Genomic DNA, 15,179 nt, shown 5'->3' with positions numbered 1-15,179 from the left:
ACTTTGCCTCTATTTGAGATAGACTGATTGGTTATGGTAAAATAATTTAAGTGTCTTGAGAGGAGGTTCGGGATGAATCGGTTCATCCGTAATTCTGGTTTTTATTTGATTCTATTTTTAGTCGTGGTGGGCATCGTTCAATTTCTCAGTAATAGCCAGGAGGCTGCTGACGCCCCTAAATATAACGAGTTACGTCAGCAGATTAAACAAGATAATATTTCTGAAATGAAGGCTCAATTTGATGGTTATGCCTATCTCGTGACTGGTAAATATAAGGAGCCTGCAGCCGGTAAGTCTGAATCTTTCACGACTTATATTCCGGACAGTGAGTTTGCATTGGAGGAAGTTGTTCAATCCAGTGAGAAGTATGGCTTTAGTCTTCAAATGGAACCGATGAAGGGTCAGAGTATTTGGCTGACACTACTATCCTCGTTTATTCCTTTGATTCTTATGTTCGTGCTCTTCTTCTTTATCTTCAATCAATCTCAGGGCGGCGGCGGCGGCAAAGTCATGAACTTTGGCAAGAGCAAAGCCCGGTTATATAACGAGGAGAAGAAGAAGGTCTCATTCGAAGATGTTGCAGGTGCTGATGAAGAGAAACAAGAGCTCATTGAAATTGTTGACTTCTTGAAGGATCCTCGTAAATTCGCAGCTGTTGGCGCGCGTATTCCCAAAGGGGTGCTGTTAGTAGGTCCTCCGGGTACAGGTAAGACATTGTTAGCCCGTGCAGTTGCAGGGGAAGCCGGAGTGCCGTTCTTTAGTATCTCAGGTTCTGACTTTGTTGAAATGTTCGTTGGGGTAGGTGCTTCCCGTGTTCGTGATTTGTTCGAGAATGCGAAGAAGAATGCACCATGTATCATTTTTATTGATGAAATTGATGCTGTAGGTCGTCAACGTGGCGCTGGGCTTGGTGGCGGACATGACGAGCGTGAACAGACACTCAACCAATTGCTCGTAGAAATGGACGGATTTGGTGGTAACGAAGGTATTATTATGATTGCTGCAACAAACCGTGCTGATATATTAGACCCTGCATTGTTACGTCCAGGACGCTTTGACCGTCAAATTACGGTTGATCGACCAGATGTGAAGGGGCGCGAGGCTGTATTGAAAGTACATGCACGCAATAAGCCATTTACTGACGATGTTAGATTAGATGTTATTGCTAAGCGTACGACCGGATTTAGCGGCGCAGACTTGGAGAATTTACTTAACGAGGCTGCATTGATTGCGGCGCGTCGTAATCGTCGAGATATTTCTATGAGTGAAGTAGACGAAGCGATTGATCGTGTTATGGTAGGTACGGAGAAACGCAGTCGTGTCATTAGTGATCGCGAGAAACGAATCGTTGCCTATCATGAAGCAGGACATACCATTGCAGGCTATTTCTTGGAGCATGCCGATATGGTGCATAAGGTTACAATTATCCCACGCGGACGTGCAGGTGGATATGTTATCATGCTTCCCAAAGAAGATCGGATGCTCATGACTAAGAATGAGTTACTGGATAGAGTTACAGGACTCCTTGCTGGGCGGGTAGCAGAAGAAGTATTTATCGGAGAAATTGGTACAGGTGCCTATAGTGACTTCCAACAAGCCACAGGTATTGTGCGTAGCATGATCATGGAATACGGTATGAGTGAAAAGCTAGGACCTATGCAGTTCGGTTCTTCCCAGGGGCAAGTGTTCCTTGGTCGAGATATTGGACATGAGCAGAATTATAGTGATTCGATTGCCTATGAAATTGATCAGGAAATGCAGAATTTCACCAACTATTGTTACGAACGTTGTAAAGATTTGCTGATCAAGCACACGAAAGAAATGCATCTCATTGCCAATACCCTATTGGAAAGAGAAACTTTGGAGATTGATCAGATTAAGCAACTGATTGATGATGGTTTCCTTCCAGAGGATAAGACTCCTGAGATCGTACCTGTACCGACGGAAGTTCCATCGGAGGAAGAAGGTACACCAACCGTTGAAACAGTCGGTGATGTTACGGTTCGTATTCTTCCTAAGCGTGATGAGGATGATGTTGCTCCATTAGGAGACATTCCAAACACAACATCGACACCTAATGCACCTGAGGGAGATCCTAGCGATTCAGGTAATGAGGGCGGAACACCTCCTGAGAACAAATAAGGAGTAGGTTACGCGTATCGTTCATTTTTATCAAGAAGCCCGTATTACACAGTCGTGTAATACGGGCTTTTTTTTCATTATTGAGGGAGTATAAGTTACGGTCGCATTATTATTCTACTTGTGTGGATTAGCGGGTTGATTGACAGAGCGATGAACGTTGTGTAAATTAGTTGATAAACAACCATGGCTTCTTGTGTTGATTGGGTATAACATCATAGACAAGAGAATATCGTTAATAAGCCAAACGACGGTGATCATATAGAATACAGTTACATATAGAGGGGGAAACGATGGTGGAGGCTCTCGCATTAGAGCGTAAGGCGGAACAGAATAAGGAATTACGCGAAAGACTTATGCAACTAAAGAAGGAACGTAATGCTATCATTTTAGCTCATTATTATCAACGTGATGAGATACAAGAGGTGGCTGATTTTAGAGGGGACTCATTTCTGCTTGCTCAAAAGGCAGCTCAAACGGATGCGGAAGTGATTGTGTTCTGTGGTGTTCATTTCATGGGGGAAAGCGCAAAAATCCTTGCACCGAATAAGACGGTATTAATACCTGATGAACGGGCAGGCTGCCCAATGGCGGACATGGTCAATGTAGATGGTCTTCGTAAGCTAAAGGCGCAGCATCCCAACGCAAAGGTAGTTACCTATATTAACTCTTCTGCTGAGATCAAAGCTGAGACGGATATTTGTTGTACATCAGCGAATGCGGTCAGAGTTATTCAATCTGTAGATTCGGATGAGATCATCTGGGTTCCTGATAAGAACTTGGGTCATTATGTGCAACAACACACAGACAAGAAGCTCATTATTTGGGAAGGTTATTGTAATACACATGATATGTTAACGGTCAAAGATGTGTATGAAATGAAGGCTAAGTATCCGGATGCTCCATTTGTCGTTCATCCAGAATGTCGCCCTGAAGTGGTTGAATTGGGAGATTTTATCGGAAGTACAACGGCTATTCTAGAATATTGTAAAAAATCAGACGTGAAACAATTTATCGTGGGTACCGAGGACGGCACTGGATACCAGCTTCGTATGGATAGTCCCGATAAGACTTTTCACTTTGCCACTAAGTTTCTAGTATGCCCTAATATGAAGGTCAATAATCTTAAAAAGCTTGTGAAATGTTTGGAGACGATGAAGCCACAAATATATGTACCTCCAGCGGTTGCTGATAAAGCTAGAATTTCCCTAGAGCGCATGTTACAAGTTAAGTAGCATGCGCTACTCTTTCTCTTAAGACAGGTGAGCAACGTAATGATTCCACGGTATTTGGTAGATTTTGACTTAGAAACTCTTCCTATAGTAAAAACGGATGTTATCGTGATTGGATCAGGCATTGCCGGATTATTCACGGCCATTAAGGTAGCTAAGGATCGACAAGTGTTAATGATTACGAAGAGTGCTTTACAGGAGAGTAACACACGCTATGCACAGGGTGGAATTGCCGCTGTTATTTCAGAGGATGATTCACCAGCCTACCATCGTCAGGATACTCTGCTCGCTGGGGCTGGTCTTTGTTCTTCTACCGCGGTGGATATTCTTGTAAATGAGGGGCCTAATGGAGTTAAGGAGCTTATCCGATTAGGAACGACTTTTGATGAGGATAATGGGGAATTAGCACTCACCCAAGAAGGTGCGCATAGTCATAGACGTATTTTGCATGCCAATGGAGACGCAACGGGGTTTGAGATTGTTAGAGCATTATCTGAACAAGTGATTAAGAAGGATAATATTGAAGTTTGGGACAATCACTTTGTTCTAGATCTCATTACGGATGAAGGCGTATGTGTTGGGGTGCTAGTACAAGGGCCAAGAGGGGAACGTATTTTTGTTCAAGGGGATGCAACGATTCTATGCTCTGGAGGATCCGGGCAATTGTATCGGTATACGACGAACCCCGAGGTAGCAACAGCAGATGGGATCGCTATGGCGTACCGGGCTGGAGCTAAAATTCGTGATATGGAGTTTCTTCAATTTCATCCAACGGCGCTTTGTTACCCTGGTGCTCCTCGGTTCCTCATATCGGAAGCCGTACGTGGGGAAGGTGCGGTTCTGCGCAATATTAAAGGTGAACGGTTTATGCAGAAATATCATGAGATGCTTGAGCTCGCCCCGCGTGACATCGTAGCTCGCGCGATTGTTAGCGAAATGGAAGAAACGAAATCAACCTTTATATATTTGGATATTACGCATGAGACACCAGAGTTGATTAAACACCGATTCCCAACTATCGTTGAGACTTGTATACAATATGGCCTGGATATGACGAGTGATTGGATACCAGTTGCTCCCGCAGCTCATTATATGATGGGTGGGGTTCAGACGGATTTGAATGGTGAAAGTAATATATCTCGGTTGTTTGCATGTGGTGAATCATCCTCTACGGGTGTACATGGAGCGAATCGTTTGGCAAGTAATTCATTGTCAGAGGCCCTTGTGTTTGGTCGTAGGATTGTGAATCGTATACGGGAACTGCCACCGCTGAATTGGTCTCCAGGTTCACTCGTGGTAGACTATAAAAGGGTAGACGTTCCTATGCAGGCGATCGTAGAGCGGCGATTGAAGCTGCAAAAGGTTATGCTCCGAAATGCAGGTCTTCGTCGGAATGAAGAACTGTTGACGAAGGGGATTGAAGAACTAAGCCGACAGATGCCTATTTTTCAATCAGCACTATTTAAGAAAGAAGAATTCGAATTTGCAAACATGCTGACATGTTCGTTGCTTATTACCAGGGCTGCCTTGGCACGTAAAGAGAGTCGTGGTGCGCATTATCGGTTAGATTATCCGGAACGAGATGATCGGCTATGGCGGAAGCATCTATTACAGCAGCGTGACCATGAGATAGTGGAGGAACTCAGCGATGATGTTTAACGGATATAATGAGGATTTAGTGGAATCGATACGTCAATGGTTGCGGGAAGATGTAGGTTCAGGCGATATTACCTCTCTCTCAACAATAGCTGTAGGAGATGAGTCTAAAGGCATTATTCATGCCAAAGCAGATGGTATTGTAGCAGGAATTCCGTTAGCTGAACTAGTATTCAAAATTGTGGATCCATCACTTTCCTTTGTGTCCAATGTGAAGGAAGGGGAGCGGATTAATAGAGGAACGATACTTGCAGAAGTAGAGGGAAGTACACATAGCATTCTGACAGGTGAACGTCTTGCTCTTAATTTACTGCAACGTTTATCTGGTGTAGCTACAAAGACGCAAGCTTTCGTTAATGCTCTTCAAGGATTGCCTACTCGACTAGTCGATACACGCAAGACGACTCCTGGGCATCGTATGTTAGAGAAGTATGCTGTACGGGTAGGTGGCGGAGCCAATCACCGATTTGGTCTCTATGATGCTGTTATGATTAAAGACAACCATATCAAGGGTGCGGGTGGTATTGCGCAAGCAGTAAGTCGTGCGCGTGCCCATATTCCGCATACGATGACCATCGAAGTGGAGACGGAGAATATAGAGCAAGTGAATGAGGCAATTTCGGCCGGCGCTGATATCATTATGCTTGATAATATGAGTCACAGTCTCATGAAGGAGGCTGTAAAAGTCATCCGATCTAAGTCACCTCATGTCAAAATAGAGGCGTCTGGCAACGTATCCTTAGATACCATTCAAGGAATTGCTGCGTGTGGCATAGATATTATTTCGGTGGGGCAACTGACATATTCTTTTGATAATTTAGATATTAGTCTTGACCTCAATGCTAAGAAGGAGGCTCAGGATTTATGATTCTTGTAGTAGACATAGGGAACACTAACATCGTACTAGGGATCTACAAGGATCGTGAACTGGCACACCATTTTCGCCTAAGCACAGCACGCCAATCTACAGTCGATGAGTTCGGTGTATTGATCTATAACTTATTTCGAATGTCCGATATATCTATAAATGATATTGAAGGCGTCATTATTTCGTCTGTAGTTCCACCACTGGTCAATGTCTTTGAAGATATGTGTCAGAAATTCATTCATATCACACCGCTGGTAGTTGGACCAGGCATCAAGACTGGCTTGAATTTGCGTTATGAGAACCCAAGAGAAGTGGGTGCGGATCGTATCGTTACTGCCGTTGCCGCTGTGAGTAAATATAAGGCACCTCTAGTTGTTGTTGATTTTGGGACAGCGACCACGTTTGACTGTATTGATCGTGAAGGCAATTATCTTGGAGGGGCCATCGTCCCTGGTATAGGGATCGCAACAGAAGCGCTCTATCAACGGGCATCCAAATTACCGCGAATTGAGTTGGAGAAGCCTAAAAAGGTCATTGGTCGTAACACAATACATGCTATGCAGTCAGGTATTATTTTTGGATATGCCGGGCAAGTGGATGGTATTATTGAACGGATAAAGATCGAGATGGGAGAACCAACACTGAAAGTCATTGCTACAGGCGGAATGGCAGAGTTGGTTGCAAGTGAGACGAAGACTATTGATGTAGTTGAATCGATGCTTACGCTTGAAGGATTACGTTTAATTTATGAGAGAAACCAATAAGAATAAGATAGGATCATGATAGAGACAAAGGAGGCTGTGAGGACATGGACAACAGAAAAGACCGCTTAATCCGAGGAACAGCCATGAATGGTCATGTGCGCGCCTTTGTGGTACGGACCACAAAGCTTGTGGAGGAGCTTCGTCAAAGACATGATACGTGGCCTACAGCTACGGCTGCTATGGGGAGAACATTGAGTGCTGCCGCCATGATGGGTGCGATGCTTAAAGGGAAAGAAAAGATCAACGTTCAAATTAAGGGCGATGGACCGATTGGTCAAATCCATGCGGAAGCAAATGCGGTAGGGGATATCCGCGGATATGTGACACATCCACATGTTCATCTGCCAAGTAATAGTCTGGGTAAGCTCGATGTGGCAGGCGCTGTTGGACGAACTGGTTTTGTTCATGTGATCAAGGATCAGGGTTTAAAAGACTTCTATACAGGTAGTTCGCCGATTGTTTCAGGTGAGATCGCTGAAGATATCACGTATTATTTCGCGATATCAGAACAGACGCCTTCGGCTGTAGGCTTAGGCGTATTGGTAGGAACGGATAATGCGGTTATGGAAGCGGGAGGATTCATCATTCAGCTCATGCCAGGTCTAAGTGATGATGAGATTACTGCTATTGAGCAGGCAGTTGGCGCGTTTCCACCGATCACTTCCCTAATGGATCAAGGTATGGAGTTGGAAGAAATGCTTCATCGGTTGTTGCCTGATGCAGAAGTATTGGAGGAAATGGATCTCCGCTTCCAGTGTCAATGCTCGAAAGAACGCGTGGAAGGCACGCTTGTTAGTCTAGGGCAAAGTGAACTTGAAGAACTTATCGAAGAAGATGGTAAGGCCGAAGTCGTATGTCATTACTGCAATGAGGCGTTCTCTTTTGATAAAGTAGAACTTCAGCAAATTATGGAACAATCCGCGAAGTAGAGATAACCATATGATGAAGATCAAAAGAAAAGAAAGGGTACTATTGGCAGTCAATGTGATTTTGGTGATAAGCGTCCTATTCATGGGATGCTTGATTTTGTTTCGCGGACTTAAGCCCTCTACCCCCTCAATGGAAGGGACAAGAAATACAGTAGCCTTTTTCAAACAAGAATCGATTTCTGAGAGTGAATGGGTGAAAGAACTTAAGCGAATGCATGGACAGGAAGTGCTACTTCATATGTTGAACCGCAAGGCGGTGTATGAGGAAGCTAAAGAACGGGGTATTCATATCTCCTCCGATGAAGTGGCAAGAAAATTGAAGAGGGATATGAAGGGTTATGACTCTGAGGAAGCTTATTATCACGAGATGGAGACACAATTGGGTCTTTTACCTCAAGATGTAGAGACAGAGATGAACTACAGATTAACATTAGAGCAAATCGCTATATCAGATATAATCATTACCGATGAGCAAATTGATCGCTATCTTGTAGAGAATGAGGATCAATTCGAGGCCCGTAAACAATTTCAACTTTCGGTTATTAAAGTAACCAGTCGAATGAAATCTGAAGATATATTGAATCAGCTTGATGCAGGAGCAGATTTCACACAGATGGTAAGCGAACATTCAATAGATTTAAGTAGTCGTGACAAAGGTGGAAGAATCGGTGCAGTGGAATGGAATGATCCATTCCTACCTCAGGAGATGCTGAGTGCAGCAGATTCGCTACAGATTGACGACATCGCAGGCCCGTTTAAATGGGATGATGAATATGTCATTATTCAATTAACGGATATTATTGTGGAAGAGCAGGAAGACATGCGTTTGATCCGTGAATCTATCCGCAAACAGCTTGCTCTAAATGATGCCATACCCCTAATCCAGCTAGAAGATAACCTTAGGGAGAAATATGAGGCTAGGATGCTGGTATATATTCCTTCAACTTAAAACACGTTTGGAAGATCGAAGGATACTTTAACGTACGGTTTATGATGACTGTCAGTAAAGTATCTTTTTTTTATATACTGTGTTGACAAGGGACTAAATTTTTTGATAATATGATGGTACGAAATACCTACTGATTTAGTCGGATTAAATAAGAAACGTGAACTAATAACGAATTGCATTCATTATCTATTATCCTAGGGAGGGCTTAATCATGGCAAAAGTCGTCAACAATGTAACTGAATTAATTGGAGGAACACCGCTTGTTCGTTTGAACCGTTTAGTATCTGAAGATAGTGCAGAGATTTATCTTAAACTGGAGTACCAGAACCCAGGTGCAAGTGTTAAAGACCGCATTGCAATAAGCATTGTGGAAGAAGCGGAGAAAGATGGTAGTCTTAAACCAGGTGGTACCATTGTTGAAGCAACGAGTGGTAACACGGGAATTGGACTGGCTATGGTTGCAGCTGCCAAAGGATATAAATCGGTTATCGTTATGCCTGAGACAATGAGCATAGAGCGTCGTAATTTATTGCGCGCCTACGGTGCAGAGCTTATTCTAACTCCAGGATCGGAAGGTATGAATGGAGCCGTTACGAAGGCTGAAGCTATCGTGAAGGAGAACCCAGGATATTTCATGGCAGAGCAATTTAAGAACCAAGCCAATGTGAAAATTCACCGTGAAACGACGGGTCCAGAAATTGTGGAGGCGATTGAGTCCATCGGGGGCACGCTAGATGCATTTATTGCTGGAATCGGAACGGGTGGCACAATTACAGGTGCCGGTGAAGTGCTGAAGAAACAATATCCAGATATCAAGATCTATGCTGTAGAACCTGCGGCTTCGCCGATCTTGGCGGGTGGTAAACCAGGACCACATAAGATTCAAGGACTTGGAGCTAACTTCATCCCTGAAATTCTGAACCAAGATATATATGATGAGATCATTCACGTTGAGAATGAAGAGGCCTTTGAAGTTGCACGTCGTGTAGCTACAGAAGAAGGCATTTTGTCTGGTATTTCATCAGGTGCTGCTGTTTCTGCTGCACTTAAAGTGGCTAAACAATTAGGCAAAGGCAAACGTATTGTCGTTATTATTCCTAGTAATGGTGAACGTTACCTCAGCACACCGCTTTACAATTTCGAAGCATAGTATAACTTAATTATTGTTTATGTGCGAGTTCAAAAAGATGACTTTTTGAACAACCTCTATGTGGTGGATTATCATACCGAGTGCGTCAGGGCTTGACCATTCGCCATATAGAATCAGCTATGCCCCTATTGCGCTAGTACTGGCAATAGGGGTTTTCTATTGTTAATATGGGGAGATAAGATATAATGCTATAAAATAACTAAGCTTATGCTTCCGATGCGAGTTATTTTAAAATATAAGAAAGTATAAGTTTCACTTGATACTCTACTCCTTATATTTCCGCTGAAACGGGTGCCGTCTTTGAAAAAGGACGCCATAGCCGTTTCTACTTGCGAAGTATATCAGGAAGTAACGCTATAAAATAACTTTTAGGAGTAGATAAGGTGATTGAGAATGTATTAACTCCACTTGTGCAGTGGGAGCGGTGGTCAACTGAAGGGTGGAGCATGCTGCCTTATCTTGTGCGGATGAAGTCTGAGAACTTACCCTCAGCATGGACAAGCGCATGGGAGTCTGCATCACCGTATAGTGTCGTGTTAGAGAGTGGAAAGGGTGGGCGCTATACATATCTAGGGCTTAATCCTGTATCTGTCATCTCGGGCAAGGGAGACGAAGCCAGCATCATCCATCCTTATTCTGGAGAGAAGGAGACTGTATTGGGGGATCCACTCGAGCTTATAGAGCGATGGATGGCGCCTTATCATTCTCCTATAATGACTCATGAGGGTTGCCCGCCCTTCATAGGGGGCTGTGTCGGCTTTCTGGGGTATGATGTTGCTCGTTCTTTAGAGAGGCTCCCTTCATGGGCAGAGGATGAGCCAGTAGTTCCTGATTATATGTGGATGAGGATGGAAGAGATATGGATTTATGATCATGAAGATCAGGTTGTCTACTGTGCAGTTCATATTCCGCTGAGTAAGTGTGAAGAGGAAGACCGATCTAGCTCAGAGCAGGGAATGTATAAGTTGAGCGGATCTAACGATAGGAAGAGCGTTGTATTGGAGGCGCTGTATAAGGAAGCAGAGGAAAGAGCTGCTCGAATGATGGATTGTTGGCTTTCTTTTAGTAGAGCAACCTCTGATGAAGCTTCCGATGGAGAGACAGAGCGGAATCGCCGCTTGCAACAATTGGAGAAGTTCGAGGAGCGGGAAGAGATACAATCTCTAAGCATGTCCGCTCAGAAGCTATGGCCAGATATGACAGCAGGGTTCTCGCAAGAGTCATTTGAGAGTGCGGTGCTGCGGATTCAGGAATATATTCGGCAAGGAGATGTCTTCCAAGTCAATCTCTCGCTTCGGCAGGAGATGGAATTACACTCTTCACCTGAGCAAATATATGAGTGGCTTCGCTTATTGAATCCCTCACCATATATGGGGTTGCTTCGATCACCAGGGTTTTCCCTTGTTAGTGGTTCTCCTGAATTGCTAGTGAAGCTAGATGGGGACAAGGTGAGCGCACGCCCCATTGCTGGAACAAGGCGAAGAGGAAATACAACGAGTGAAGATGCGGCTATGGCCTCGGAGCTATTCTCGAATGAGAAGGAACGTGCTGAACATATTATGTTAGTTGATTTAGAACGCAATGATATCGGGCGTATAGCATCATACGGTTCGGTGCATGTTCCTGAGCTTATGACGATCGAATACTATTCTCATGTGATGCATCTCGTTTCCCAAGTAGAGGGCAGACTGGCGTCCGGGAAAGGTGCATATGAGGTTATTGCGGCTCTTTTTCCGGGAGGTACCATTACAGGTGCGCCTAAAATTCGCACGATGGAGATTATCGAAGAGCTTGAGCCTGTCCGTCGCGGTCCATATACGGGATCTATGGGGTGGATTGACTATAGTGGTAATATGGAATTAAATATTATTATACGAACTTTGGTCGTACAAGACGGCAAAGGATACATTCAAGCTGGAGCAGGCATCGTGGTAGACTCGGATCCTTATCGTGAATATCGTGAGTGTCATAGCAAAGCGAAAGCGATGATTAAGGCCGTGTTATGTAGTGAAGAGGAAACAGCTGTAAGCAATGTACAAGGGGGAAACAATCATGATATTAGTACTCGATAACTATGACTCTTTCACGTATAACTTGGTTCAATATTTAGGTGAATTAGGTGAGGAAGTAAAGGTGTACCGCAATGATGAGATCGATATCGCAGGCATCAAAGAGCTCGCGCCAGACCATATCTTGATCTCTCCGGGGCCATGTACACCGAATGAGGCAGGAATTAGTCTGGAGACGATTGAACATTTCAAAGGAATAATTCCGATTTTTGGCGTGTGTTTAGGTCATCAAGCGATAGGTCAAGCCTTTGGAGGAAAAGTCGTACGTGCAGAACGTCTAATGCATGGCAAAACATCACCGATTCATCATCATGGCACCTCCGTATTTGCAGGATTACCATCACCTTTTATAGCTACAAGATATCATTCACTACTTGTGGAGCGTGAGAGCTTGCCCGATTGCTTGGAGATTACAGCGGAGACGGCAGAGGGCGAAATTATGGGCCTGCGCCATAAGGAATATCATATCGAAGGTGTGCAATTCCATCCGGAATCAATCATTACAGACCATGGGCTTCAGATGCTTCGTAATTTTCTGCAACAGTCAACAGTAAAGAAAGCATGAGCTTTATAGGAATGAATTTCGGTATTGTTGAGGGTAGGGATGCACGAGTATCTGTGATGGATCACGGATTTCTGTATGGAATGGGGCTTTTTGAGACGTTTCGTACTTACGGTCGAGAACCCTTTTTATTAGATCGGCATTTAAAAAGAATTTCCGAGGGATGTCGCTATCTTGGCATTCCTTATGAAATTGATCTAGAAGCAACCTCTACATGGATTGCTGATGTGATGAAAGCCAACGAATTACACGAGGCCTATATTCGGTATACCATCAGTGCGGGCGAGGATATACTGGGCTTGCCTGCGGAAGACTATCATAGCCCGAATCATATACTTACGGTGAAAGAGCTTCCCAAGACCCCAACAGAACTTTACGTTCGTGGAAAAGGATTGCAAAGGCTTCATACTCGTCGGAATACACCGGAGGGTCCAGTACGTCTTAAATCACTGCATTATATGAATAATATATTAGCGAAGCGGGAGCTTATGACCTATCCTACGGCAACACGCTATCAAGCGGAAGGGCTCATGCTGAATGGACAAGATGTTGTAGCTGAGGGGATCGTCAGTAACTTATTTTTTGTGCGAGAAGGGTCTCTCTGTACCCCTCATCTGGATACGGGTATACTGCCGGGGATTACTAGGGAACTTGTGTTAGAGCTAGCTTTGGAACAAGGATTATATTGTGAGGAAGGCTGGTATTCATGGGTAGATTTAACGAATGCTGATGAGATATGGATGACTAGCTCCATTCAAGAGCTGGTGCCTGTGACGACACTTCTGCTGGAGGATGGCTCCTGCATTACGATTGGTAACGGCACAGCTGGTCCGATCACCACGAAGCTTCTTAAATTATATCGAGAGAAAGCAGGAATCCATCTATGAAGACAACGATCTATGAACGAACCTATACCTGCGGAGAAACAGAACTAAAGCTGGGTCAATCTACACTTGTGATGGGTATATTAAATGTTACGCCAGATTCATTCTCTGACGGTGGACATTATACGGATACAGAGCTCGCTGTTCAACATGCGCTACAAATGATGGAGGATGGAGCCGATCTGATTGATATAGGTGGGGAGTCCACTCAGCCTGGTTCTACTCAAGTTGGGTTGCAAGAGGAACTAGCACGGGTTATCCCTGTCATAGAAGCGATTCATCGAGTAGCTCCACACATCCCCTTATCGGTGGATACTTATAAAGCCGAAGTTGCTTGCCAAGCGATTCAAGCAGGAGCCCATATCATCAATGATATTTGGAGAGGTATAGGGGATCCCCAGATGTTATCGACGGCAGCAGAACTTGCTGTTCCTATCATACTGATGCATAACCGTCATGATCGGAATTACACGAACCTGCTGGAGGATGTTATTCAAGATTTGAAGGAGAGTATCCTCTTAGCCCTTCAGGCAGGTGTACACAAGGACAATATTATGATCGACCCAGGCATTGGTTTTGCCAAAGATTATACTGAGAATATGCGTGTTATGATGGGACTCGACGCCTTAGCGGAGCTTGGATATCCAGTGCTACTTGCTACATCTCGAAAGAAATTCATCCGTACCGCTCTAGATTTACCTGTAGATGATATTATTGAGGGGACAGCGGCAACGGTCGCCTTCGGCATCGCGCAGGGTTGCCAGATCGTAAGGGTACATGATGTGGCATCTATAAAACGTACTGTCCAAATGTGCGACGCCATGCTATATGGATCACTACATACACAACAATAAAGGGGCGATAGAATAAATGGATAAAATGGTTATGCATCGCATGGAGTATTATGGATATCACGGTGTTTTCGCAGAAGAGAGAAAGCTTGGACAGCGTTATTACATCGATTTAGAGCTGGAGCTGGATCTCCGTGAAGCGGGAGAACAGGATGATTTAACGAAAACCGTTAATTATGCTGAAGTTCATGAAACCGTGAAAAACATCGTTGAGAATAAATCTTTTCAATTAATCGAAGCTTTAGGAGAAGTTATTGCATCCTCGTTATTAGACACTTATACTAGTATCTATGCATTGACGGTCAAAGTGACCAAACCGCATCCTCCGTTTGACATTCACTTTCAAGGTGTAACGGTGGAGCTGTTCAGAACAAGAAAGTGAGAATCCATCATGAAGTCACATTTCACCTCTGAGCCATCAGAGGCTTATATTGCTTTAGGGGCGAATCTGGGAGACCGAGAGGGGACCTTAATGGAAGCCGTAGAGCGTCTCCACTCGCATCATCAGATTAACGTCCTTCGTTGCTCGCATTTATATGAAACGGAGCCTGTAGGTTATGTAGATCAGCCGTATTTCCTTAATATGGCCGTGGCCGTAGAGACTGATCTAGATCCTCATGCGCTCCTAAAAGTTATGCAAGATATTGAACGTGAACTGGGTCGTGTGCGTCATATTCATTGGGGACCACGGACCGTAGATTTGGACCTGCTATGGATGGAGGGATTGGTTGAAGCTACACCAGACCTCATTCTGCCTCATCCTCGGATGGAAGAACGCGCATTCGTACTTGTCCCATTGAATGATATTGCACCTTCTAAGGAAACCACCGGTCTGCACACCGTAATTAAGGCAGCGCTTGAGAGACTGGATGGAAAGGAAGGGATACAGCTTTGGAGAAGTCACAATTGGCAACCCGGATCCGGGCCTTCAGAAAGTTAAAAGGATACACACAACAAGAACTAGCATCTAAGATGAGAATATCTCTGGTCATTTTGGGTGAAATTGAGCGTGGCCATCGTCATGTGGAAGATCAAATTTTAAATAAAATTGCAGACTCCTTGGAGATTACGACCGAGGAACTGACGAATATTGTTTCTTAAGAAGTATGACTATTAAAATTTGAGG

At 44.2% G+C, this 15,179-nt stretch carries 15 protein-coding genes; all 15 read left to right on the top strand.

What is annotated here, in order from left to right; genetic code table 11:
• The first annotated feature begins 72 nt into the window (after positions 1–72).
• On the top strand, positions 73–2,142 hold the full coding sequence (ftsH, locus tag ACP8HI_RS22180; RefSeq protein WP_438348294.1) for an ATP-dependent zinc metalloprotease FtsH: 2,070 nt from the start codon (positions 73–75) through the stop codon (positions 2,140–2,142).
• A 293-nt stretch (positions 2,143–2,435) separates the two neighbouring features.
• Positions 2,436–3,374, top strand: a complete 939-nt coding sequence (nadA, locus tag ACP8HI_RS22175) for a quinolinate synthase NadA (RefSeq protein WP_438351944.1) — start codon at positions 2,436–2,438, stop codon at positions 3,372–3,374.
• A gap of 39 nt (positions 3,375–3,413) precedes the next feature.
• The gene (nadB, locus tag ACP8HI_RS22170; RefSeq protein WP_438348293.1) at positions 3,414–5,030 is read left to right on the top strand and encodes an L-aspartate oxidase; all 1,617 of its coding nucleotides are present in this window, start codon (positions 3,414–3,416) and stop codon (positions 5,028–5,030) included.
• The gene (gene nadC, locus ACP8HI_RS22165; RefSeq protein ID WP_438348292.1) at positions 5,020–5,895 is read left to right on the top strand and encodes a carboxylating nicotinate-nucleotide diphosphorylase; all 876 of its coding nucleotides are present in this window, start codon (positions 5,020–5,022) and stop codon (positions 5,893–5,895) included. Before nadB ends, nadC begins: the two co-directional genes overlap by 11 nt.
• Positions 5,892–6,659: a type III pantothenate kinase gene (locus ACP8HI_RS22160; RefSeq protein ID WP_438348291.1), complete on the top strand. Its 768-nt coding sequence runs from the start codon at positions 5,892–5,894 to the stop codon at positions 6,657–6,659. Before nadC ends, ACP8HI_RS22160 begins: the two co-directional genes overlap by 4 nt.
• Before the next feature lie 44 nt (positions 6,660–6,703).
• Complete coding sequence (gene hslO, locus ACP8HI_RS22155) at positions 6,704–7,588, top strand: Hsp33 family molecular chaperone HslO (protein WP_438348290.1); 885 nt, start codon at positions 6,704–6,706, stop codon at positions 7,586–7,588.
• Between the two features lie 10 nt (positions 7,589–7,598).
• Positions 7,599–8,537, top strand: coding sequence for a peptidylprolyl isomerase (locus ACP8HI_RS22150; protein ID WP_438348289.1), 939 nt, complete (start codon positions 7,599–7,601; stop codon positions 8,535–8,537).
• Between the two features lie 211 nt (positions 8,538–8,748).
• Positions 8,749–9,687, top strand: a complete 939-nt coding sequence (gene cysK, locus ACP8HI_RS22145; RefSeq protein WP_438348288.1) for a cysteine synthase A — start codon at positions 8,749–8,751, stop codon at positions 9,685–9,687.
• A gap of 446 nt (positions 9,688–10,133) precedes the next feature.
• Positions 10,134–11,759, top strand: coding sequence for an anthranilate synthase component I family protein (locus tag ACP8HI_RS22140; RefSeq protein ID WP_438351943.1), 1,626 nt, complete (start codon positions 10,134–10,136; stop codon positions 11,757–11,759).
• Entirely contained in the window at positions 11,740–12,321 is a 582-nt protein-coding gene (gene pabA, locus ACP8HI_RS22135) for an aminodeoxychorismate/anthranilate synthase component II (protein ID WP_438348287.1), read from the top strand. Before ACP8HI_RS22140 ends, pabA begins: the two co-directional genes overlap by 20 nt.
• The gene (locus ACP8HI_RS22130) at positions 12,318–13,205 is read left to right on the top strand and encodes an aminotransferase class IV (RefSeq protein WP_438348286.1); all 888 of its coding nucleotides are present in this window, start codon (positions 12,318–12,320) and stop codon (positions 13,203–13,205) included. The genes pabA and ACP8HI_RS22130 overlap by 4 nt, the downstream gene beginning before the upstream one ends.
• A complete protein-coding gene (folP, locus tag ACP8HI_RS22125) occupies positions 13,202–14,056 on the top strand; it encodes a dihydropteroate synthase (protein ID WP_438348285.1) in 855 nt (284 codons plus the stop codon). The genes ACP8HI_RS22130 and folP overlap by 4 nt, the downstream gene beginning before the upstream one ends.
• Before the next feature lie 16 nt (positions 14,057–14,072).
• Positions 14,073–14,435: a dihydroneopterin aldolase gene (gene folB / locus ACP8HI_RS22120; protein ID WP_438348284.1), complete on the top strand. Its 363-nt coding sequence runs from the start codon at positions 14,073–14,075 to the stop codon at positions 14,433–14,435.
• 9 nt (positions 14,436–14,444) lie between these two features.
• Positions 14,445–14,993, top strand: a complete 549-nt coding sequence (folK, locus tag ACP8HI_RS22115; RefSeq protein ID WP_438348283.1) for a 2-amino-4-hydroxy-6-hydroxymethyldihydropteridine diphosphokinase — start codon at positions 14,445–14,447, stop codon at positions 14,991–14,993.
• Positions 14,945–15,154, top strand: coding sequence for a helix-turn-helix domain-containing protein (locus tag ACP8HI_RS22110; RefSeq protein ID WP_438348282.1), 210 nt, complete (start codon positions 14,945–14,947; stop codon positions 15,152–15,154). The genes folK and ACP8HI_RS22110 overlap by 49 nt, the downstream gene beginning before the upstream one ends.
• The last annotated feature ends 25 nt before the right edge of the window (positions 15,155–15,179 follow it).

Source organism: Paenibacillus sp. FA6 (genome assembly GCF_051550225.1).
In the GTDB taxonomy this organism is placed as follows: Bacteria; Bacillota; Bacilli; order Paenibacillales; family Paenibacillaceae; genus Paenibacillus_AQ.
This window is presented reverse-complemented; position numbering and strand designations above follow the sequence as displayed.

Bases quoted from the DNA above. Each gene is read 5' to 3' on its own strand.
- ftsH (WP_438348294.1), top strand. From the start codon at position 73: ATGAATCGGTTCATCCGTAATTCTGGTTTTTATTTGATTCTATTTTTA.
- cysK (WP_438348288.1), top strand. From the start codon at position 8,749: ATGGCAAAAGTCGTCAACAATGTAACTGAATTAATTGGAGGAACACCG.
- folP (WP_438348285.1), top strand. From the start codon at position 13,202: ATGAAGACAACGATCTATGAACGAACCTATACCTGCGGAGAAACAGAA.
- nadB (WP_438348293.1), top strand. From the start codon at position 3,414: ATGATTCCACGGTATTTGGTAGATTTTGACTTAGAAACTCTTCCTATA.
- ACP8HI_RS22150 (WP_438348289.1), top strand. From the start codon at position 7,599: ATGATGAAGATCAAAAGAAAAGAAAGGGTACTATTGGCAGTCAATGTG.
- nadC (WP_438348292.1), top strand. From the start codon at position 5,020: ATGATGTTTAACGGATATAATGAGGATTTAGTGGAATCGATACGTCAA.
- pabA (WP_438348287.1), top strand. From the start codon at position 11,740: ATGATATTAGTACTCGATAACTATGACTCTTTCACGTATAACTTGGTT.
- hslO (WP_438348290.1), top strand. From the start codon at position 6,704: ATGGACAACAGAAAAGACCGCTTAATCCGAGGAACAGCCATGAATGGT.
- folB (WP_438348284.1), top strand. From the start codon at position 14,073: ATGGATAAAATGGTTATGCATCGCATGGAGTATTATGGATATCACGGT.
- ACP8HI_RS22140 (WP_438351943.1), top strand. From the start codon at position 10,134: ATGCTGCCTTATCTTGTGCGGATGAAGTCTGAGAACTTACCCTCAGCA.
- ACP8HI_RS22130 (WP_438348286.1), top strand. From the start codon at position 12,318: ATGAGCTTTATAGGAATGAATTTCGGTATTGTTGAGGGTAGGGATGCA.
- ACP8HI_RS22160 (WP_438348291.1), top strand. From the start codon at position 5,892: ATGATTCTTGTAGTAGACATAGGGAACACTAACATCGTACTAGGGATC.
- folK (WP_438348283.1), top strand. From the start codon at position 14,445: ATGAAGTCACATTTCACCTCTGAGCCATCAGAGGCTTATATTGCTTTA.